Origin of the sequence: Cypionkella sp. TWP1-2-1b2, assembly GCF_049896245.1 — a bacterium.
GTDB lineage: Bacteria > Pseudomonadota > Alphaproteobacteria > Rhodobacterales > Rhodobacteraceae > Cypionkella.
This window is the reverse complement of record NZ_JAFCTX010000001.1, coordinates 142,634-163,991: the sequence shown is the minus strand read 5'-3', so window position 1 is coordinate 163,991 and position 21,358 is coordinate 142,634. Positions and strand designations below refer to the sequence as shown.

General features: G+C 60.1%; 17 protein-coding genes. 10 read left to right on the top strand and 7 right to left on the bottom strand.

Going from position 1 to position 21,358, the window contains the following annotated elements; all coding sequences use genetic code 11:
- Positions 1 to 176 precede the first annotated feature (176 nt).
- From tpa to ACP7AP_RS00825, 10 genes are all read left to right on the top strand, one after another.
- A complete protein-coding gene (tpa, locus tag ACP7AP_RS00870) occupies positions 177 to 1,559 on the top strand; it encodes a hypotaurine--pyruvate aminotransferase Tpa (RefSeq protein WP_426031269.1) in 1,383 nt (460 codons plus the stop codon).
- A gap of 246 nt (positions 1,560 to 1,805) precedes the next feature.
- On the top strand, positions 1,806 to 3,266 hold the full coding sequence (locus ACP7AP_RS00865; RefSeq protein WP_426031267.1) for a PLP-dependent aminotransferase family protein: 1,461 nt from the start codon (positions 1,806 to 1,808) through the stop codon (positions 3,264 to 3,266).
- A 160-nt stretch (positions 3,267 to 3,426) separates the two neighbouring features.
- Entirely contained in the window at positions 3,427 to 5,199 is a 1,773-nt protein-coding gene (gene xsc, locus ACP7AP_RS00860) for a sulfoacetaldehyde acetyltransferase (protein ID WP_426031265.1), read from the top strand.
- The gene (locus ACP7AP_RS00855; RefSeq protein ID WP_426031263.1) at positions 5,199 to 5,939 is read left to right on the top strand and encodes a TSUP family transporter; all 741 of its coding nucleotides are present in this window, start codon (positions 5,199 to 5,201) and stop codon (positions 5,937 to 5,939) included. Before xsc ends, ACP7AP_RS00855 begins: the two co-directional genes overlap by 1 nt.
- Complete coding sequence (locus tag ACP7AP_RS00850) at positions 5,940 to 7,010, top strand: acetate/propionate family kinase (protein WP_426031261.1); 1,071 nt, start codon at positions 5,940 to 5,942, stop codon at positions 7,008 to 7,010.
- Positions 7,011 to 7,159: 149 nt separating this feature from the next.
- Positions 7,160 to 9,955, top strand: coding sequence for a molybdopterin-dependent oxidoreductase (locus ACP7AP_RS00845; protein WP_426031259.1), 2,796 nt, complete (start codon positions 7,160 to 7,162; stop codon positions 9,953 to 9,955).
- Complete coding sequence (locus ACP7AP_RS00840) at positions 9,952 to 10,689, top strand: 4Fe-4S dicluster domain-containing protein (RefSeq protein WP_426031257.1); 738 nt, start codon at positions 9,952 to 9,954, stop codon at positions 10,687 to 10,689. The genes ACP7AP_RS00845 and ACP7AP_RS00840 overlap by 4 nt, the downstream gene beginning before the upstream one ends.
- Positions 10,689 to 11,558, top strand: a complete 870-nt coding sequence (locus ACP7AP_RS00835; RefSeq protein WP_426031255.1) for a dimethyl sulfoxide reductase anchor subunit family protein — start codon at positions 10,689 to 10,691, stop codon at positions 11,556 to 11,558. The genes ACP7AP_RS00840 and ACP7AP_RS00835 overlap by 1 nt, the downstream gene beginning before the upstream one ends.
- Positions 11,559 to 11,566: 8 nt before the next feature.
- Positions 11,567 to 12,439 (top strand): phosphotransferase, encoded by an 873-nt coding sequence (locus tag ACP7AP_RS00830; RefSeq protein ID WP_426031254.1) that lies wholly within the window; start codon positions 11,567 to 11,569, stop codon positions 12,437 to 12,439.
- 7 nt (positions 12,440 to 12,446) lie between these two features.
- On the top strand, positions 12,447 to 14,879 hold the full coding sequence (locus ACP7AP_RS00825) for a GcvT family protein (RefSeq protein WP_426031252.1): 2,433 nt from the start codon (positions 12,447 to 12,449) through the stop codon (positions 14,877 to 14,879).
- Between the two features lie 84 nt (positions 14,880 to 14,963).
- Here ACP7AP_RS00825 and ACP7AP_RS00820 read toward each other — a convergent pair whose 3' ends face one another.
- From ACP7AP_RS00820 to ACP7AP_RS00790, 7 genes are read right to left on the bottom strand one after another with little or no spacing between them, the layout of a single operon-like run.
- Positions 14,964 to 15,278: an L-rhamnose mutarotase gene (locus ACP7AP_RS00820; RefSeq protein ID WP_426031250.1), complete on the bottom strand. Its 315-nt coding sequence runs from the start codon at positions 15,276 to 15,278 to the stop codon at positions 14,964 to 14,966.
- A gap of 2 nt (positions 15,279 to 15,280) precedes the next feature.
- On the bottom strand, positions 15,281 to 16,090 hold the full coding sequence (locus ACP7AP_RS00815; RefSeq protein ID WP_426031248.1) for a sugar phosphate isomerase/epimerase family protein: 810 nt from the start codon (positions 16,088 to 16,090) through the stop codon (positions 15,281 to 15,283).
- 1 nt (position 16,091) lies between these two features.
- Positions 16,092 to 17,141, bottom strand: coding sequence for a Gfo/Idh/MocA family protein (locus tag ACP7AP_RS00810; RefSeq protein ID WP_426031246.1), 1,050 nt, complete (start codon positions 17,139 to 17,141; stop codon positions 16,092 to 16,094).
- A gap of 1 nt (position 17,142) precedes the next feature.
- Entirely contained in the window at positions 17,143 to 17,871 is a 729-nt protein-coding gene (locus tag ACP7AP_RS00805) for a FadR/GntR family transcriptional regulator (RefSeq protein ID WP_426031244.1), read from the bottom strand.
- Positions 17,868 to 18,827: an ABC transporter permease gene (locus ACP7AP_RS00800; RefSeq protein WP_426031242.1), complete on the bottom strand. Its 960-nt coding sequence runs from the start codon at positions 18,825 to 18,827 to the stop codon at positions 17,868 to 17,870. The genes ACP7AP_RS00805 and ACP7AP_RS00800 overlap by 4 nt, the downstream gene beginning before the upstream one ends.
- Positions 18,824 to 19,840: an ABC transporter permease gene (locus ACP7AP_RS00795; RefSeq protein ID WP_426031240.1), complete on the bottom strand. Its 1,017-nt coding sequence runs from the start codon at positions 19,838 to 19,840 to the stop codon at positions 18,824 to 18,826. The genes ACP7AP_RS00800 and ACP7AP_RS00795 overlap by 4 nt, the downstream gene beginning before the upstream one ends.
- A complete protein-coding gene (locus ACP7AP_RS00790) occupies positions 19,840 to 21,339 on the bottom strand; it encodes a sugar ABC transporter ATP-binding protein (protein ID WP_426031238.1) in 1,500 nt (499 codons plus the stop codon). The genes ACP7AP_RS00795 and ACP7AP_RS00790 overlap by 1 nt, the downstream gene beginning before the upstream one ends.
- Positions 21,340 to 21,358: the final 19 nt, after the last annotated feature.

Below are 21,358 nucleotides of genomic sequence, written 5' to 3'. Positions count from 1 at the left end.
GCCGATTGTGGGGGGGTAAGATATTGAGAAGACAGCATGGGTCTATGCAAAATCGGCATGGAGGCCGCTGGACTTATCGGCCTGTGTGGTCTGGACATAAGAGGAAGCGGCGGTTTCCCGGATTATGTCGTTAAATAGGCGCGCGCGGTGCGGCCTGTGCAAAGTGAGGTTCAGCCATGGAAGGCTATACAAACGCCAATGATATTTCTGCGGTGGTCGCCGCCGACAAGGCGCATGTTTGGCACCATCTGAGCCAGCACAAGGGCTACGAGTCGCCGGATGTTGACCCGAGGATCATCGTGGAGGGCAAGGGTCTGCGAGTGTGGGACGCGCGCGGCCGCGAATATATCGACGCGGTGTCCGGCGCGGTCTGGACGGTCAACGTCGGCTACGGGCGCGAAAGCATTGCCAATGCGGTGCGCGATACCTTGTTGAAAATGAACTATTTTGCGGGCGTGGGGGGGTCTATTCCGGGGGCTTTGTTTGCCGAGCGGTTGATCTCGAAGATGCCGGGGCTCAGCCGGGTGTATTATTCGAACTCGGGGTCCGAGGCGAATGAGAAGGTCTACAAGATGGTGCGCCAGATCGCGCACAAGCATCACGGCGGCAAAAAGTGGAAGATCCTGTACCGCGAGCGCGACTATCACGGCACCACGATTGGCACGCTGGCGACCTCGGGTCAGCTGGAACGCGCGGCGCAGTATGGGCCTTACCCTGATGGTTTTGTGATGGTGCCGCACTGCTTGGAGTATCGCAAGCAGTGGGATGTTGAGAACTACGGTGAGCGCGCGGCGGATGCGATTGAAGAAGTGATCCTGCGCGAAGGGGCCGATACGATTGGCGCGCTGGTGCTGGAGCCGGTGACGGCGGGCGGCGGGGTGATCACGCCTCCGACTGGGTATTGGGAGCGGGTTCAGGAAATCTGCAAGAAATACAACATCTTGCTGCATATTGATGAAGTCGTGTGCGGCGTGGGCCGCACGGGCACCTGGTTCGGCTACCAGCACTACGGCATCAAGCCGAATTTCGTGACGATGGCGAAGGGCGTGGCCTCGGGCTATGCGGCGATTTCCTGCACGGTGACGACCGAAGCCGTGTTCGACATGTTCAAGGATGCGGGCGATCACATGTCGTATTTCCGCGACATCTCGACCTTTGGCGGCTGCACGGCGGGGCCAGCGGCGGCGCTGGAGAATATGCGGATCATTGAGGATGAGGGGCTGTTGGATAACACGTTGCGGATGGGTGCGCGGGTGATGGATAATCTCAACGCTTTGATGGAAAAGCACAAAGTTATCGGCGATGTCCGCGGCAAAGGGCTGTTCTGTGGCGCGGAATTGGTGGCGGATCGTGTCAGCAAGGAACCGATGGATGAGAAGAAGGTCGCGGCTGTGGTCGCTGCCTGCAACGCGCAGGGCGTGATTATTGGGATGACCAACCGCTCGATCCCCGGTCTGAACAACACGCTTTGCCTGTCGCCTGCGCTGATCGCCACGCCGGATGATATCGACCAGATTACCGGGGCGATTGATAACGCTTTGACGACGGTGTTTGGCTAAGTCCTTCGGATTTATCTAAAATTTGCGCTTTCTGATCGACCCCGCTCCTTCATCGGCGCGGGGTTTTTCTTGGTTGTGCCGCGCGGGTTGTGGCGAAGAATTGAGTATTTACAAAAGAGCAATTCCTTTGCAGTTGCTCTTTTCCAAATACTCCCGCCGGAGGCCCCTCGGCTGGCCCAGAGCGCTTGACTTTGCCTTAGGGTCGCGGGCCTATAAGTCCAGCAATCCCGCCGGAATGAGGCCAGAATGTCGATCCCCGCCGAAGCCTTTGTGCTGCCGCCTGCTGCGCGTGGCACGTTGCAGCAACGCATCCGGCAGATGGTGACGGAAGGTGTGTTGTCGGGTCGGTTTCGCGCCGGGCAGAAGATGCCTTCGTCGCGGGGTCTGGCGGAGCATTTGGGGATCAGCCGGATCACGGTGACTTTGTCTTATGCGGAGCTGGTGAGTGCCGATTATCTGATGGCGCGGGGGCGGTCGGGGTATTTCATTTCCGAGAGTGCGCCGCGCGCGCCGGAGTTGCAGGCGCGGGCACCGCGTGCCGAGGGGGTGGATTTTGCGCGGCTGACGGGTCGGCGGTTTTCCGATTTGGCGACGGTGAAGCGGCCGCTGGATTGGGAAAATTATGCTTATCCGTTCATTTATGGCCAAGCGGATGCGAGTTTGTTTGACCATCAGAACTGGCGGCTTTGTGCTTTGCGGGCGCTGGGGCGGAAGGATTTCGCGGCGCTGACAAGCGATATGTATGACCGCGATGATCCGTTGTTGATCGAGCATCTGCTACGCTCGATCCTGCCCCGGCGCGGGATTGCGGCGCGCGAGGATGAGGTTTTGCTGACGCTCGGCGCGCAGAACGCGCTGTGGATCACCGTCGCGACCCTGCTGGGGCCGGGGCGGCGGGCGGTGGTGGAAAATCCGGGCTATTCCGGCCTGCGCGGGGTGTTGGAGCCTTCGGGGACCGAGGTGATCTCGGTGGATGTCGATGCCGATGGGCTGCCGCCGGACCGCTTGCCGAAGGCGGTGGATGTGGTGTTCACCACCGCCTCGCACCAATGCCCGACCAATGCGACGATGCCGCTAGAGCGGCGATTGGCCCTGTTGGAGGCTGCGTCACGCGAAGATTTCGTGATTGTCGAGGATGACTATGAGTTTGAGATGTCGTTTCTGAAGCCCGTTTCCCCAGCGCTGAAATCGCTCGATAGTGAGGGGCGGGTGATCTATGCGGGGTCGTTTTCTAAAAGCGTATTTCCGGGGATGCGGCTGGGCTATCTCGTTGGCCCCGCGAGTTTCATTCGCGAGGCGCGGGCGCTGCGGTTGATGATGCTGCGGCATCCGCCGGGGCATATTCAGCGCACGGTGGCGTATTTTCTAAGCCTTGGGCATTATGATGCTCTGATCAACCGGATGCGGACTGCTTATCGCCGCCGTCGTCAAGTGATGGAGGAGGCGATCGGTGACAATGGGTTGGCTGTGGCGGGACAGGGCGGTTTTGGCGGATCGAGTTTCTGGATGCGCGCACCTTCGGGGGTGGATACAGAAGTTCTGGCCGAAGGCTTGCGGGCGGAGGGTGTGTTGATCGAGCCGGGGCGGGCGTTTTTTGCACCCGATCAGGCACCCCGAAATTTCTATCGGCTGGGGTACTCGTCGATTTCTCCGGCGAAGATCCCGGAGGGCATTGCGCGGATTGGGCGGGCGATCAGGCGGGCCTAGCGGCTTGGGGCAGATCGCCGGGGCCAGCCCCGGACCCCGGGATATTTGAGCCAAGATGAAATTGAGGAACTGGTCTTATCACGGGGTAGGCTCTGGCCCTAAGGCGGGCTTTGGCAGAGGGATAGAACTGCTGCAACCATTGAATTTCAGGAGACATGCCATGCGGATGACCACGGAAGAAGCCTTTGTCAAAGTGCTGCAAATGCATGGCATTGAGCACGCGTTTGGCATCATCGGCTCGGCGTTCATGCCGATTTCTGACCTGTTTCCGCGCGCAGGGATTACGTTCTGGGACTGTGCGCATGAAGGCTCTGGCGGGATGATGGCGGATGGCTACACTCGCGCGACTGGCAAGATGAGCATGATGATCGCGCAGAATGGGCCGGGGATTACCAACTTTGTGACTGCCGTGAAGACCGCCTATTGGAACCACACGCCGTTGTTGTTGGTCACGCCACAGGCGGCGAACAAGACCATTGGCATGGGGGGATTCCAAGAGGTTGAGCAGATGGCTTTGTTCGCCGATATGGTCGCCTATCAGGAAGAAGTGCGCGATCCGTCTCGGGTGGCGGAGGTGTTGAACCGGGTGATCATCAACGCCAAGCGTGCGTCAGCGCCTGCGCAGATCAACATGCCGCGCGATTACTGGACGCAGGTGATCGACATTGATTTGCCTGCGATTGTGGAGTTTGAGCGGCCTTCGGGTGGGGAAGCGGCGATTGCGGCGGCGGCGGAATTGCTGTCATCGGCGAAGTTTCCGGTGATCTTGAACGGGGCCGGCGTGGTGCTGGGCGGGGCTATTCCGGCGAGCATGGCACTGGCCGAACGCTTGGATGCGCCGGTTTGCGTGGGCTATCAGCACAACGATGCTTTCCCCGGTTCGCACCCACTTTTTGCCGGGCCTTTGGGCTATAATGGCTCCAAAGCGGCAATGGAGTTGATTTCTGCGGCGGATGTGGTATTATGTTTGGGTACCCGATTGAACCCGTTCTCAACGCTTCCCGGATACGCGCTGGACTATTGGCCTAAACTGGCCAAGATCATCCAAGTCGATATTAACCCTGATCGGATCGGGTTAACGAAGAAGGTGACTGTTGGCATTGTCGGCGACTCGAAAAAGGTCGCCGAGGCGGTTTTGGCGCGGTTGGCCTCTACCGCCGGTGACCATGCGCGCTCTGAGCGTAAAGCCAAGATTGCACAGACCAAATCTGCATGGGCGCAGGCTTTGTCCTCGATGGACCATGAGGAAGATGACGCGGGCACCACTTGGAACGCGCGCGCACGGGCGGATAAGCCGGAGTGGATGAGCCCCCGGATGGCGTGGCGGGCTATTCAGGCAGCTTTGCCGAAAGAGGCGATTATTTCCAGCGACATCGGCAACAACTGCGCGATTGGCAACGCTTATCCGACATTTGAGCAGGGGCGGAAGTATCTGGCACCCGGTCTGTTCGGGCCGTGTGGCTATGGCTTGCCTGCGGTGGTGGGCGCGAAAATCGGTTGCCCGGATGTGCCCGTGGTGGGGTTTTCCGGCGACGGCGCGTTTGGCATTGCGGTGACGGAATTGACCGCGATTGGCCGGGGCGAGTGGCCTGCGATCACGCAGGTGGTGTTCCGCAATTACCAATGGGGTGCCGAGAAGCGCAACTCGACCCTGTGGTATGACGATAACTTTGTCGGCACAGAACTGGACACGCAGGTATCTTATGCAGGGATTGCAAAGGCTTGCGGGTTGCAGGGCGTGGTGGCGCGCACGATGGAGGAACTTACGGCGGCGTTGCGCCAAGCGATTATCGACCAGAAGGCGGGCAAGACCACCTTGATTGAGGCGATGATCAATCAGGAACTGGGCGAGCCATTCCGCCGCGATGCGATGAAAAAGCCGGTGGCGGTGGCCGGGATTTTAGCCTCCGATATGCGCAAGCAGGTGGTTTAATGCCGTTTGATCTGGGGCTGGGGGCGAGCGTCTGGATGGCGGTGGCGATCTTGGTCGCGGCTTTCATCCGGGGTTATTCTGGCTTTGGTTATTCGGCGATGGTGATTGCGGCCTCGGGCGTGGTCACCAATCCGCTGCATTTCGTGGCGGTGGTGGTGATCCTGGAGACCGCGATGAGCCTGCAAGCGGCGCGCGGGATTGGCGGCGATGTCGATTGGCGCAGGGTGTGGTTGATGCTTGCGGGGGCGGCGGTGGGCCTGCCGCTGGGGCTGTGGGCGCTGACCGGGATCAGTGAGGCGGCGGCGCGGGCTGCGATTTCGATCTATATTCTGGTCATGTGCGGCGTGCTGCTGGCAGGGTGGCGGCTGAAGTCTGAGGTGCGGGGTGGCGGTAATGTGGCGGTTGGGGTTGTCTCGGGTCTGGCCAATGCGCCGGGGATGGGGGGCTTGCCGGTGGCTGCCTTCTTTGCGGCGCAACCGATGCAGGCGGCGACGTTTCGCGCCACGCTGATCGCGTTTTTCCCGCTGCTTGATCTCTATTCCGGGCCTTTGTATTGGTGGCACGGCCTGGTGACTTGGGACACGCTTTGGGCGGCACTGGCGGCTTTGCCGCTGACGTTCTTGGGCAACTGGCTGGGATCACGGCATTTTCTGAACACCGATCCGCAGGATTTCCGCCGTTTTGCGATTTTGCTGCTCGGTGGGCTGGCGGTGATGGGGCTGATCAAGGCGGTGCTTTAGATGCTGCTGGTGGTCAATGCCGGGTCATCTTCTGTCAAGCTGGCGGTGTTTGACGGCGATTTGCGCGAGGTGCTGACAGGGTCTGTCACCGAGATTGGCGGTGCGGGGAGTTTGCGCCTTGGCGCGGTTGCCCGCGGTTGTGCAGCGGCGGATCATCCGGCGGCCTTGGTTTTGGCGTTTGAGGTGATGGCGGCGCAGGGCGTGGGGATGGGCGATTTGACGGCAGCGGCGCACCGCGTGGTGCATGGCGGTGAGGCTTTGGTGCAGCCAGCGCGGGTGACTTCGGCGGTGATAGCCGGGATTGAGGCTTGCGTGACGCTCGCGCCGTTGCACAATCCCGGCAATCTGACCGCGATTCGGGCTTTGCAGGCTTTGGCCCCTGATCTGCCGCAGTTCGTCAGCTTTGATACGGCGTTTCATGCGAGCAATCCCGAGGTGGCGGTCAGCTATGCGTTGCCCTTGGCGGAACGCGCACGCGGGCTGCGGCGCTATGGCTTTCACGGCATCAGCTATGGCGGTTTGGTGCAGCATTTGCGGAGTTTAGAGGCGCTGCCCGAGCGGTTGCTGGCACTACATCTGGGCAATGGTGCCTCGCTTTGTGCGATCAAGGCGGGCGTGTCGGTGGCAACGACGATGGGCTATTCGCCGCTGGATGGTATCACCATGGGGACGCGGACGGGCAGCATCGACGGCAATGCGGTTCTGCGTTTGGCGGAACTGCACGGGATTGCGGGCGCGGCGCGGATTTTGAACCGGGAAAGCGGATTGCTGGGGTTGGGCGGACATAGCGACATGCGGGCCTTGCATGCGGCGGGAACGGCAGAGGCGGCGTTTGCGCTCGAGCATTTCTGCTATTGGGCGGTGCGGCACGCGGGCAGCATGATCGCGGCGATGGAGGGCTTGGACGGCATCGCCTTCACCGGCGGTATTGGCGAAAATGACGCCGTGGTGCGCGACCGGATTGTTGCGGACTTGGCTTGGGCGGGGATTGTTCCCGTGCATATCGTGCCCGCCGAGGAGGAGCGTTCGATTGCGGCTGAGGCTTTTGTGCTGTTGCGGGCTGGTCTGTAAGCGCATGGCGCGCGTGGGTTTTCAGGTTTTACGCCGTCAGGGCGAAAGTTTTTCCGAGATTGCGGTGAATGTCGTGACCCTGTGTCGCAATCGGGCTTGTTCGGCGAAAAACTTCCGTCCAGATTGACGTTAAGACGCGAGGGGGGAAGATGACAGTTCAGCCGAAGATTGACACCTCGCCCGCCGTTTCGGACGAAATCCGCAAGACGACGTGTTACATGTGCGCCTGTCGTTGCGGCATCAATGTGCACATGAAGGAGGGTCGCGTCAGCTATATCGAGGGCAATCGCGACCATCCGATCAACAAGGGTGTGCTCTGCGCCAAGGGCGCGAGCGGCATCATGCAGGTAACCGCGCCTTCCCGATTGCGCGCGCCGTTGAAGCGGGTGGGGCCGAGGGGATCAGGGGCGTTTGAGGAGATTTCCTGGGACGAGGCGTTGGCTTTGGCGGTGTCCTGGATGAAGCCGTTGCGCGAAACCGCCCCCGAGAAGCTGGCGTTTTTCACCGGGCGCGATCAGTCGCAAAGCTTTACCGGCTGGTGGGCGCAGGCGTTCGGGACGCCAAATTATGCGGCCCACGGCGGGTTTTGTTCGGTGAACATGGCGGCAGGCGGGATTTACACCATTGGCGGCGCGTTCTGGGAATTTGGCGCGCCGGATTGGGAGCGTACCAAGCTGTTCGTGCTGTTTGGGGTGGCGGAAGATCACGACAGCAACCCGATCAAAATCGGGCTGGGCAAGCTGAAGGCGCGCGGCGCGCGGGTGATCGGGGTTAACCCTATTCGCACTGGCTATAATGCGGTGGCCGATGATTGGCTGGGGATCACGCCGGGCACCGATGGGTTGCTGATCCTGTCGCTGATCCATTGCTTGTTGCAGGCAGGCAAGGTCGATCTGGAATATCTGGCGCGCTACACCAACGCGCCACTCTTGGTGGTGGAAGATGGCCCGGAAAAGGGGCTGATCGCCAAGAATGCCGAAAGCCAACCCTTTGTGATTGATCGTAAAACTGGGATGCCTGCGCCGTGGGATGGCAAGGGCGTGCAGCCCGATCTGGGGGCCAGCTATCAGGGCAACCGGACGGTGTTTCAGCATATGGCGGAGAAATATCTGTCGGAGGACTACACTCCCGAAGCCGTGGCCGCGCGCTGCGGTATTGCGGCGGATCGCATCCGGGCACTGGCTGCTGAACTCGCACATGTGGCCTTTGATCAGGCGATTGAGATTAAGCAATCCTGGACGGATTTTCGCGGCGATTTCCATGAAACCATGCCGGGGCGACCCGTCAGCTTCCACGCCATGCGCGGGATTTCTGCCCATTCCAACGGCTTTCAGACCGCGCGTGCCTTGCATCTGTTGCAGATCGTTCTCGGCACGGTTGAGGTTCCCGGCGGCTACCGTCTGAAGCCGCCCTATCCGAAACCGATGGAGGCGCATCCAACGCCGCATTTCGTCACCGCACCCGGAAAACCATTGTCGGGGCCGCATTTGGGCTATGTCCGCGGGCCGGAAAATCTGGCGCTGAAGGAAGACGGCTCGCCCGTGCGCATTGACAAGGCGTTCACATGGGAGAATCCGTTTTCGGCGCATGGACTGATGCATATGCTGATCCCGAACGCCCATGCCGGTGATCCCTACCGGATTGATACGCTGTTTCTCTATATGGCCAACATGGCGTGGAATTCGTCGATGAATTCGGCCAAGGTCATGGAAATGCTGACAGATCAGGATGATAACGGGGAGTATATCATCCCCCGCATCATCTATTCTGACGCATATGCAAGCGAAATGGTGGCTTATGCCGATCTGATCCTGCCGGATACGACCTATCTGGAGCGGCACGATTGTATCAGCCTGCTGGATCGACCGATTTCTGAACCGGATGCGGCGGGGGATTCTATTCGCTGGCCGGTGGTGGAGCCCGACCGCCCCGGACATGCTGGGGTGCGACCGTTTCAGTCGGTGTTGCTTGATCTGGGTGCGCGGCTGGGGCTGGCACCGATGGTGAACGCGGACGGGACGCCGAAGTACAAGACCTACGCCGATTACATCGTGAACCACATCCGCCGCCCCGGTGTCGGGCCGCTGATCGGCTTTCGCGGCGATGGCACGCAGGAGGGGCGCGGCGATGCCAACCCGGATCAACTGGCGCGCTACATCGAAAACGGCGGGTTTTATCAAGCCCATGTGCCGGAGGAGGGCGCGTTCTACAAGCCGTGGAACATGGCCTATCAGGATTGGGCGGTGAAAACCTCGTTCTACGAGAGCCCGCAGCCCTATCTGTTCTCGATCTGGTCGGAACCGATGCGCAAATTCCAGATGGCTGCCGAGGGGCTGGGGCCGATCCAACCGCCCGATCATCTGCGCGCGCGGCTGAAACAAGCGATGGAGCCGCTGCCGATCTGGTATCCGCCGTTTGGCGATATGGAGGCGATCGGTTGGGGCTATCCGGTGCATGCGATCACGCAGCGGCCGATGGATATGTACCATTCATGGGGCAGTCAGAACGCGTGGCTGCGGCAAATTCGCGGCACCAACTATTTGTATTTGCCGACAAAAATCTGGATCGAACACGGCTTTAGCGAGGGCGACTATGCCCGCGTGATCTCACCGAATGGCGGCATCACCGTGCCCGTGGCGCATATGGCGGCGCTGAATGAGAACACGGTTTGGACCTGGAATGCGATTGGCAAACGCAAGGGCGCTTGGGCGTTGGATGAGGCGGCGAGTGAGGCCACGACGGGGTTTCTGCTGAACCATCTGATTTCGGAACTGCTGCCGGACAAGGGCGATGGCGCGCGGCTGTCGAACTCTGATCCCGTCACCGGGCAGGCGGCTTGGTTTGATCTGCGGGTGCGGATTGAGCGGGTGGGGCCGAAGGCGCAGTCCGAGCCAAGCTTCGCGCCGATCCCGCGCGTGGTGCCACAGGGGAAGGAGCGCGCATGACAGCTTTACCCATATCGACCGAAATGCGGCTGGGTCTGGCGATTGATCTCGATACCTGCGTCGGCTGTCAGGCTTGCGTCACGGCATGCAAAGGCTGGAACGATCAGGGCTATGGCGTGCCACTTTCGGACCAAAATCCTTATGGCGCAGAGCCTTCCGGGGTGTTCTTAAATCGTGTTCACAGCTATGCCGTGCAACCGATTGAAAGTGCTGCACAAACGATCAATTTTCCGCGTTCCTGCCTCCATTGCGAAGTTGCGCCTTGTGTCACGGTTTGCCCAACCGGGGCGAGTTACAAGCGCAGCGAAGATGGCATCGTTTTGGTGAACGAGGACGCCTGCATCGGCTGCGGTCTTTGCGCTTGGGCTTGCCCCTACGGCGCGCGTGAGATGGATCAGGCTGCGGGGGTGATGAAAAAATGTACGCTCTGCGTTGACCGGATTTACAATGAAAATCTGCCCGAAGAAGACCGTGAACCCGCTTGCGTGCGTGGTTGCCCGACTGGCGCGCGGCATTTTGGCGATTTTGCCGACCCGGACAGCAAGGTCAGCCGCTTGAGCGCCGAGCGCGGTGGTTATGCTTTGATGCCCGATCTTGGGACGAAACCGGTTAACCGTTATTTGCCGCCGAGGAAGAAGGATGTGCGGCAGGATGCCAGCGTTTTGGCACCGCTGCTCGACATCAAGGCCGGCGGATTTGCGGGCTGGCTTGACCGTGTGTTGGGGAAGATCTGATGCATCCGGCACCTTCGGTTATTGTGTTTTCGGTGCTGTCGGGGGTAGGGTTTGGGCTGCTGTTTTTTCTTGGATTTGGCTTTGTACATCCGTCCGGGATCATAGCCTTTCTGTGGTGGGGCTTAGGCTATAGCCTTGCGGTGATTGGGCTTTTGGCCTCGACCTTCCATTTGGGCAATCCAAAGCGCGCGTGGCGGGCGTTCTCGCAATGGCGGACAAGCTGGCTTTCGCGCGAGGCTTGGGCTTCGGTTGCGGCCTTGCTGTTGCTCGCTCCGATGGCACTGTCGGATTGGCTGGGGCTGGGCGTGCCGCGCCCGTTCGGCTGGCTTGGTGGGGTGTTGGCGCTGCTTACGGTGTTCACCACCTCGATGATCTACGCCCAGATCAAAGCGGTGCCGCGCTGGCATCATTGGTTAACACCAGTGATGTTTTTAAGCTTTGCGTTGGCAGGGGGCGCGGTGCTGGCGGGGCAAAGCTTTGCTGCAGTGTTGCTTGCGGCCCTCGCGGCGGTGTTGTTGGCGATTTGGCAGTTGGGTGATGGACAGTTTGCGCGCCGGGCGCAGACGTTGGGCACCGCGACCGGACTCGATCGGATCGGCGAAGTGACGGTGTTTGAGCAGGCGCACACGGCGGGGAATTATATGCTGCGTGAGATGATTTTCGTCGTCGGGCGCAAACATGCGCAGAAATTGCGGGCGATTGCACTGGCACTGGCGGCGGTGATTCCGGCGGGTTTACTGGCAATTTCGGGTGAGGTTTGGGTCTTTGCCTTGGCTGCGACATGCCACCTGATTGGCGCTTTGGCCGCCCGCTGGTTGTTCTTTGCACAAGCCGAGCATGTGGTAGGCTTATTCTACGGCAAACGCTAGGAGGCGCGATGACTCCGCAGCAAAAGGTGCAAAATCTGCCGATCTGGCGGGGTGCTGCGCGGGTGGAACCGCTTGGCGGAGGCATCACCAATCTAAATTTTGTCGTGGAAGATGATGCACAAAAGGTGGTGGTGCGGATCGGTGACGACATTCCGCTGCACCAGATCTTACGGTTCAATGAGTTATCGGCCAGCCGCGCGGCCCATGCGGCGGGGGTGTCGCCCGCGGTGATTTACCACGCGCCGGGGGCCTTGGTGATAACCCATATTAAGGGTCGCACCATGACGCCTGCGGATTTTTCCGATGATGCGGTGCTGGATCAAGCTTTGGCGCTGGTGGCGCGGGCGCATCGCGAAATTCCGCAGTATTTACGGGGGCCTGCGCTGGTGTTCTGGGTGTTTCACGTGCTGCGCGACTATGCCGGAACGCTGCGGGATGCGGGATCGCGATATGCCGCGGCGCTGCCGGAATTGCTGGCGCAGGCGATGCTGCTAGAGGTTGCGGTGGGGCAGATTGACTTGGTGTTTGGCCATAACGACCTGCTTGCGGCGAATTTTCTGCATGATGGCGTGCGGATGTGGCTGATCGACTGGGATTATGCCGGGTTCAACTCGCCATTGTTTGATCTTGGCGGGTTGGCGGCGAACACTGGGCTGACTAAGCGCCAAGAAGCGCGGATGCTGGGTGCCTATTTTGGCCGTAGCCTTGATGCTGATTTATGGCGCAAATACAAGGCGATGAAGGCGGCGGCGGCGCTGCGCGAGACGCTGTGGAGCATGGTATCGGAGATCTATTCCGAGATTGATTTCGACTATGCCGCCTATACTGCGAGCAATATTTCCACCTATCGGGCAGCGTTTGCCGCCTTTGAAAACACCTGAGGATACCATGGTTGACCTTCCTACCACTGCGCGCGTTGTCATCATTGGCGGCGGGATTATTGGCTGCTCGACCGCCTATCACATGGGGAAACTGGGCTGGACCGACACTGTCTTGCTGGAGCGGAAAAAGCTGACGAGCGGCACGACATTTCATGCGGCGGGACTGGTGGGACAGTTACGAACATCGGCTAACATCACGCAATTATTGGGTTATTCGGTAGAGTTGTACAAACGTTTGGAATCCGAAACGGGATTGCAAACCGGTTGGAAAATGAACGGTGGCTTGCGTTTAGCCTGTAATGCGGCGCGCTGGACGGAGGCGAAACGGCAGGCGACGACGGCGAAATCCTTCGGGCTGGAAATGCACCTGCTGACGCCGCAAGAGGCGCAAGATTTGTGGCCGTTGATGACGATTGATGACCTTGTGGGGGCGGCTTATCTGCCGACCGATGGACAGGTGAACCCATCGGATATCACGCAAAGTCTGGCCAAGGGCGCGCGGATGGCGGGGGTGAAGATTTTTGAGGATACCCCGGTGACGCGGGTGATCGTGGAAGACGGACGGATCAGGGGGGTTGAAACGCCGTTTGGCGTGGTGGAATGTGAGAAGGTGATAGCTTGCGCGGGACAGTGGACGCGGGTTTTGGCGGGGTCGGTGGGGGTGAATGTGCCGCTGGTTTCGGTCGAGCATCAGTACATCATTACCGAGCGTATTGAAGGGGTTACATCAGGACTGCCGACCCTGCGCGACCCAGATCGACTGACCTATTGGAAAGAAGATGTCGGCGGTTTGGTCTGGGGTGGCTATGAGCCAAACCCGAAACCTTGGGCGGTGAAGGGCATCCCCGAAGGCTTTCATTTCGATCTGCTGACCTCGGATTTCGACCACTACAGCCAGTTCATGGAGGATGCGATTGCGCGGGTGCCTGCGCTGGCGACAGCGGGGGTGAAGCAGCTTTTGAACGGGCCAGAAAGCTTCACCCCGGATGGCAATTTCATCTTGGGCGAAGCGCCAGAGCTAAAGAATTTCTATGTGGGCGCTGGGTTTAACGCTTTTGGCATTGCCTCAGCTGGTGGCGCGGGCATGGCTTTGGCGGAATGGGCGGCGAAGGGCGAGGCGCCCTATGATCTGTGGCCAGTGGATATTCGGCGGTTTGGAAAGGTGCATCAGAGCACGGACTGGGTGCGGACGCGGACGCTGGAGGCTTATGGTAAACACTACACGATTGCTTGGCCATCTGAGGAAATGCAATCGGCGCGACCAACCCGGCGCTCAGCTTTGTATGGGCATTTGAAGGCGGCGGGGGCGTGTTTTGGTGAGAAACTGGGCTGGGAGCGGCCGAACTGGTTCGCCGATCTGTCAGTTGGCGAAGTGCCGGTTGACCGCTATTCCTACCAGCGCCCCGGTTGGTGGGATCAAGTGCGGCGAGAGCATTTGGCGTGTCGAAAAGCGGCGGTGCTGATTGATCAAAGCTCATTCGCGAAGTTTGTGCTGAAAGGGCCGGACTCCGCCAAGGCATTGAATTATATTGCGGCGGGGAATGTAGATCGAGCGGTGGGCGCGCTGACCTATACGCAGATGTTGAATGCGCGCGGTGGGATCGAGGCGGATGTGACCGTGGCGCGGACAGCGTGGGATGAGTTTTACATCGTGACCGGCACCGGCTTTGCGACGCATGATTTCGACTGGATTTCACGCAATCTGACCGGGAATTGTCAGTTGGTCGATGTGACCTCGGGTTCGGCGGTGCTGTCGCTGATGGGGCCGGAGGCGCGCCGCGTTTTGGCGCGGGTGTGCCCGGATGATTTGTCGAATGAGGGGTTCAAATTTGGCACCGTGCGGCGGATTTCGGTGGCGGGATGTCCGGTTTTGGCGTTGCGTGTGACCTATGTCGGGGAGCTCGGTTGGGAATTGCACATGCCGACCGATGTGGCGGTGACGGTGTATGAGGCGCTGATGGCGGGTGGCGGCGTGGTGAATGCAGGCTACCGCGCGATCGAAACCCTGCGGTTGGAGAAGGGCTATCGGGCCTGGGGTGCCGATATTGGCCCGGATCACACGCCGGTTGAGGCGGGTTTGCTTTGGGCCTGCAAGATGAAATCCGGCGTGGATTTTATAGGCCGTGCAGCGCTGGAGAAGCAGCTTTCGGGGGGTGTGAATAAGCGGTTGGCGGCGTTTACCGTGGATGACCCCTCAGTGATTTTGCTTGGACGGGAAACAATCTACCGCAATGGCGAGCGGGTGGGCTGGCTGTCTTCTGGTGGGTTTGGCCACACAATAAACAAGCCGATTGGCTATGGATATGTGCGCCGCGCGGGGGTGGATGCGGCGTTCATGACCTCTGGCAGCTATGAGTTAGAGGTCGCATCAGAGCGGGTGGCGGCGAAGTTGCATCTGGGCGCGCTCTATGATCCGACGGGTGCGCGGATTAAGGCGTAAGCTTGAACCGGAGGCTTTGGGAAGTGTGGCAGAAGCCTCCGGCGGGAGTATTTTGAAAAGAGCAATTCCTTAAGTGCCAGGCATTTAGGCCATAAAGAACTGTTTTGACAGCAAATATGGGTAGTTTGTGCTGGGGTCGATTTCGATTTTCATGATCGGTGCCATCCATGCGCCCCAGCGTTTATCGACTTCGGACGTGCGCAGATGGGCCTTGGTGGCCTCTAGGTCATCGGTTTCAAAAAAGCCGAACAGGGTCAGTCCGTGGCGAAAAATGTTGTAGTTGCGGATGCCGGCTGAGCGCAGGGCCTCCAGCATTTCGGGCCAGATTTCGTCGTGGCGTTTGAGGTATTCAACTTCGTATCCGGGGCGGACTTCCAGCACCCAAGCGTATCCTGGCATCGTTAACCTTTCCAGTTATGGAAACAATCGCGCATCAGGATGGTTTCCGTCAGCACGTCTTCGGTGAGGGTGTTCATGTAATCCTGATGCACGGCCTCAAGGGCGAGGTGGCCCTGATAGTTCGCGTCCCGCAGGGTGGCGAACATGGCGGGAAAATTGAGGGTGCCTTGGGCGAATTTGGCTTGTAGCGCGCCCATTTTGGCTTGGCGCAGATGGACGTGGGTGGCGTGTTTCGCCAAAGGGTCGATTTCGTCCTGACGGTAGCCGAGGCAGGTGAAGTGGCTGTAATCTAACGCTAATCCGATGCCGGTTTGGTCGATCAGGCGTTGGGTCAGGGCGGGGCTTTCGGCCCAGCTTTGCACATGCGGTTCAACGCAAAGGCGGGCGCTGTAATGCGAGGCGACTTCCAGCAAAGCTTTGATCGATTCGCTGGCTTGCTGGGCCGCGTGATCGCGAGATTGGCCGGGATTGATGATGCCGGGCAGGATGAAAACAGAGGCAATATTGGCGGCGTCGGCGAAGGTCAGGACGGACTCGATATCTTTGATATTTTGGGAGATTGTGCCAGGGAGGGAGAGGTTTTGGCCGCTGATGCCTGCGCCAAACTGGTGGTAATAATTTGGGATGCTGACGCCAAGGCTGCGCAATGGCTCTGCTGCGGCTTTCGGATCAGCAAGAATTTCCGATTTGTTAAGACCTGCGCGGTAAAACAAACCCACATCCAGCGCGCCAATGCCCAAAGCGCGGCTGATAGCGGCACATTCTTGCAAGCTACAGGCGGGGAAAGACCATGACGTAAGCGACAGTTTCATCTTAACCCTCGATCTGTACAGCCGCGCCAGAGGCGGCAGAGGCATACATCGCGGCAATGGCTTCGGTGACGCGGGCGCCGTTTTCGCCGTCGGCGGGGTTGCCGACGGGTTTTCCGGCGCAGAGCGCGGCGAAATGTGTGACGGGGAGGGTGCCGTCATACTCGGCCTCCCCGGCGGCCATGGCATAGGTTTCATTGCTGCCATCGAGACGCGAAAGTTCAAGCCGGGCGCGGCCCGCTTCGCAATCAAACCAGATCACGCCTTCGGTGCCGTAAAGCCGGACGTCGGTGTGCATACCGCGCTGTTTTGGCACGGTGGAGGCGCCGGAAAGTGCTACGGTCGCGCCATTGGTGCAGCGGCCGACGGCGGCGTCGTAGTAGTCGACGCCGGTTTTTGATTTGCCATCAAGGCAGTAGATGGATTGGAAGCGCAGATCGGCGACGTAGCAAAGCCAAGCCAGCGAATGGCTCATCTGGCCCCAGGCATATCCGCCTGCCTTGGCCGGATCGGACCATGTCGAGACCGGGGGGCGGAACAGGTGGTTTACGGTTTCCAGCATTGGCTCGCCCGCCATCAGATCACCCAAAGCGCTGCCCATTTGGCAGGCGGCGTGGCGGATTTCGCCGATTTCACCGCTGCGCACCCATGCGGCGGCTTGGGCAGAAAAGCGGGTGTAGTTGAGGCCGGTGGAGATCAGAACTTCACGCCCGGCTGCAATGCCAGCCGCAGCAATCGCGCGACCATCGGCGGCAGTGGTGGCCATCGGCTTTTCGACCAGCACATGCGCCCCGGCTTGCAGGGCGGCGATGGCGGGGCGGGTGTGGGCTACATGGGGGGTGGAAATAATTACGCCGTCCAGCGCCTCGGCTTTGATCATTTCGGCGACTTCACTGTAGCGGGCGGTGATGCCGAATTGGTCGCCGACTTGTTGCAGGCGGGCTGGATCAAGATCACATATGGCGATTTTGTCAACATCGCCCGAGGCTTGCAGCGCTGGGATGTGATTGAAGCAAGCCCACCAACCGATGCCGACGACTCCGATTTTGGCCATGCTAATTTTCCTGCGCGACGGTGGATTGGATGGTCGATTGGTAGACGTTTTGCATATGCGCCTCGGCTGCGCTTGCGGCTGCGGCGGGGTCGCGGGCCTTTAGCGCATCCAGCAGGCGGCGGTGGTCTTGCAGCGATTGATCCAGAACGCCGGGGCGTTCCGAGGCGCGTTTGCGAAACTCTAGCCCGATCACATTCAGGGTTTCGCCGATGCGTTTCAGGAAAGCGTTGCCGGAACCGATCCAGATAATCTCATGGAACTCGAAGTCGGATTTACGGAAGGCCAGCGCGTCGCCGATGGTATCGTGTTGGGCGGTCAGCACCGCTTCAAGCCGGGCCAGATCGGCATCCGTGATGTTGACGGCGGCGCGGCGGGCGACATCGGATTCGATCAGGCTGCGGGCGTCGTAAAGCTCGCGGATGTTCATTTGTTCCAGCGATAGGTAGAATTGGATCGGGCCAAGCAGGGCATCGGGGCCAAGATCAGAGATATACGCGCCGCCGCCTTGGCGCGATTTCACCACGCCGAGCACGGCCAGACCCCGCATCGCCTCGCGCACCGATGGGCGCGAGACGTCCAGCGACAGCGCCAGATCGCGTTCGGGCGGCAGGGCGTCTCCGGCTTTCAGAACGCCGGATTTCACCATATCGAGGATGCGGCGGACCACCATTTCGGCGACGGATTCGCGCTGGATCGGGGTTTCAAATTCGATGCGGATCGGATCTGTCATGTTACAACCTCGGGCTTGAGAGACCTGGGGGTAGGTAGTTTGATGCGCGGGATCACTACGGATGCGATCAACAATAGGCCAATCACCCCGGTTTGGATATGGCCGGTGATGCTGAGCAGCGCCATGCCGTTGCGCAGGTTTAGCACGATCAGGATTGAGAGCAGGGTGCCGACCAGCGTGCCTTTGCCGCCGAAAATGCTGACGCCGCCCAAGAGGACGATGGTGATGACGTCGAGCTCAAAACCGCTTGCAACATCACCGCGCACCGCGCCGACGCGGGCGGCGTAGAGCAGGCCTGCAAAGGCGGCGCATGCCCCGGACATGGTGAAGATGATGATTTTATGGCGGGAGGTGTCGATGCCTGCGAAGTCGGCGACGTCTCGGTTCGAGCCGATGACATAGGTTTTGCGCCCGAAACCGGAGCGTTCGAGCAGGATGTATAGGAGGGCGAACAGCACCACGAAGGCGATCAGCGCGAAGGGCACCGGGCCGAGCAAGCCCTTTTGACCCAATGCGGCGAACCAATCGGGGAAGCTGCCGATGCCGCGATCCTCCAGCATGACGCGGGCGAGGCCACGAAAGCCGATCAGGGTGGCGAGGGTGACGACAAGGCTGGGCAGGCCCAGCCGGGCGACGAACCAGCCGTTGAACAGGCCGCCTGCGAGGCCGATGGTCAGGCAGATCAGGATCACAAAGGGTGCGGGAACGCCCATTTGGTAAAGATAGCCGAAGGTGCAGGCGGAGAGGCCCATCATCGAGCCGACTGAGAGGTCAATCTCGGCGTTGATGATCACGAAGGTCATGACAAGGGCGAGGATGATTTTCTCGATGGAAAGCTGGAACAGGTTGATTTGATTGGATATGCCAAGGAAATCCGGGGCGGCGATGGCGTTGAAGCTGAAAATCGCCACGAGGCAGGCGAACAGGAAACCTTCCCAGCTGAACAGACGGCTCATTTCGCAGCCTCCTTGGATTTTTTGGCGCGCAGTTTGGCGAGGCGGCGCGATAGGATGGTGTCGGTGGCGACGGCGAGCAGGATCAGCGCGCCGAGGACGGCTTCGCGCCAGAATTCCGACACCACGGCCCAGCGGACGAGGCTGGTTTCCAACAGATCGACCAAGATCGCGCCGAGGAAAGCGCCGATCACCGAGCCGGAACCGCCGAAGATATTGACGCCACCGACGACGCTGGAGGCGACGGATTTCAACTCGAACCCGAGGCCTGCGACCACGGTGATATTGCCGAAGCGGGCGAGGAACATGAAGCCTGCTAGGCCCGCCATCAGGCCCGACAAAGCGAAGGCGGCGAAGACCACGCGTTTGGCGTCGATGCCGGCCATATCGGCGGCTTCGGGGTTGGAGCCGACGGCGAACAAAGCCCGGGCGGGGCGCAGGCGGGTCAGGCAGAGGTGGACGAGGATCACCACGACAAGGCTGGCGGTAAAGCCCGCGCGGAATTCCAGACTGCCGATCGAGAACACTGGCAGGTTCGGGAAATCGGTGAGCCAAGTCGGCAGGCTGTCGGAGGTGATGGATTTGGCGTTGGAATATTCGACGAGGAAGGATCGGAACAGCGCCATGGTGGCGAGGGTGACGATGATGGAAGGTACGCGGGCGTAGGCCACGAGCAGGCCGTTGACGATGCCGAAACTGGTGCCGACGAGGGCAGCGTAGAGCAGCAAAAGCAGGGGGTTAAGCGCGGGGTGGTTGGTGATGATGGACCCGGTGGCGAAGGCAGTGAAGCCGACAACAGAGCCGACCGAGAGGTCGATGTTGCGGGTCAGGATCACCAAGGTTTGCCCGGTGGCGATCAGCGCCATGATCGCGACCGAGGACGAAATCCGGTTGAACAGGCGGCCATTGAGATAGCCTTCGATCTGGCTGGCGAAGAACAAGATGACAATGGCAAACACCGCCAGCAGCGCCAAAATGCGCAAAGCGGCCGGGGAAAGGCGGGAAATAATGCCCATCAGGCGGCGTCCTTTTGTCCGGTGGCAAGCGCCATGATGGATTCCTGGTTGGCATCTGCGTGGTCAAGGATCGCCATCTGACGACCCTCGCGCATCACCAGAATACGGTCGCCAAGGGCGAGAACCTCTGGCAGATCGGAGGAAATCACCAAAGCCGTGCCGCCCGCAGCGGTGAAGGCGCGGATCAGGGCGTGAACCTCGGCCTTTGCGCCGACGTCGATGCCGCGGGTGGGTTCATCGACGATCAAAAGGTCCGGCGCCATGTTCAGCCATTTCGCCAGCATGACCTTTTGCTGATTGCCGCCAGACAGATTGCCTACGGCGATATCGGTGTTCGGCGTGCGGATGTTCAGCTTTTTCACGTAATCCCAAGCGGTTGCGATCTCGGCGCTGGTGTTGATCAGGCCTAAAGGTGTCAGGTATTTTTGCAAGGTGGCAAGGCTGATATTCCAGCGGATCGGCAGCGCCATCGCCAGACCCAGCTTGCGACGGTCTTCCGAGACATATGCGATGCCAGCGTCGATGGCTTGGCGGGAGGAGGTGACTTTCAGCGGTTGGCCCTTGTAGGTGACGGCTCCAGCGCTGGTTTTCAGCATCCCGAACAAAGCCAAAGCGACATCGGTGCGGCGCGCGCCGATCAGGCCCGCCATCGCGAGGATTTCGCCGCGTTTGATGTCGAACGAGATGTCTTCAAACACGCCATCAACGCTAAGGCCTTGCACAGACAGCAGAGTTTCCGATGTGGCGGTTGATGGCATCTTGGTGAAATAATTGCCAACCTCACGCCCCACCATCTCGGCAATCAGGGTTTGCGGATCGGTGTTGGCGATCAATTTGGTTGAGATATGCCTGCCGTCGCGGATCACCGAGACGCGGTTGGCGAGTTGGAAAACCTCCTCCAACCGGTGCGAGATATAGACCACCGAGACGCCATCATCGGCCAAAGCGCGGGCGATGCGGCGGAGTTCGGATGCCTCATGCGCGGACAGGCTGGCGGTGGGCTCGTCCATGATTAGCACGCGGACGTCTTGGCTGAGGGCGCGGGCGATTTCCACCGCTTGCTGCTCGGCGAGCGACAGGCCGGATGCGATACGGTCCACATCCAGCGTCATGCCGATGCGGGCAATTAACTCTCGGGCGCGACGACGCATGGCGGGGCGGTTGAGCAGCAGCCCGGAAGTGGCCGAAATAAAGATATTTTCGGTGACGTCCAGATCGGGAAACACCATCGGTTCTTGGTAAATCGCGGCCACGCCACGCAGGCGGGCGGCTTTCGAGCCGTTCAGCACCACGGGCGCGCCGTCGACCTCCAGCACGCCGAAGGAAGGTTGGTGAATCCCGGTCATGATTTTGATCATGGTAGATTTGCCAGCGCCATTTTCGCCAACAATTGCATGCACTTCGCCGGGGAAAAGCTCTAGCGTCATATCCGTCAAGGCGGCGGTCATCCCGAAATTCTTCGAGACTCCGCGCAGCGCCAAAGTGGGTGCTAAGGTCATAGGGTCAATCCACAGGGAA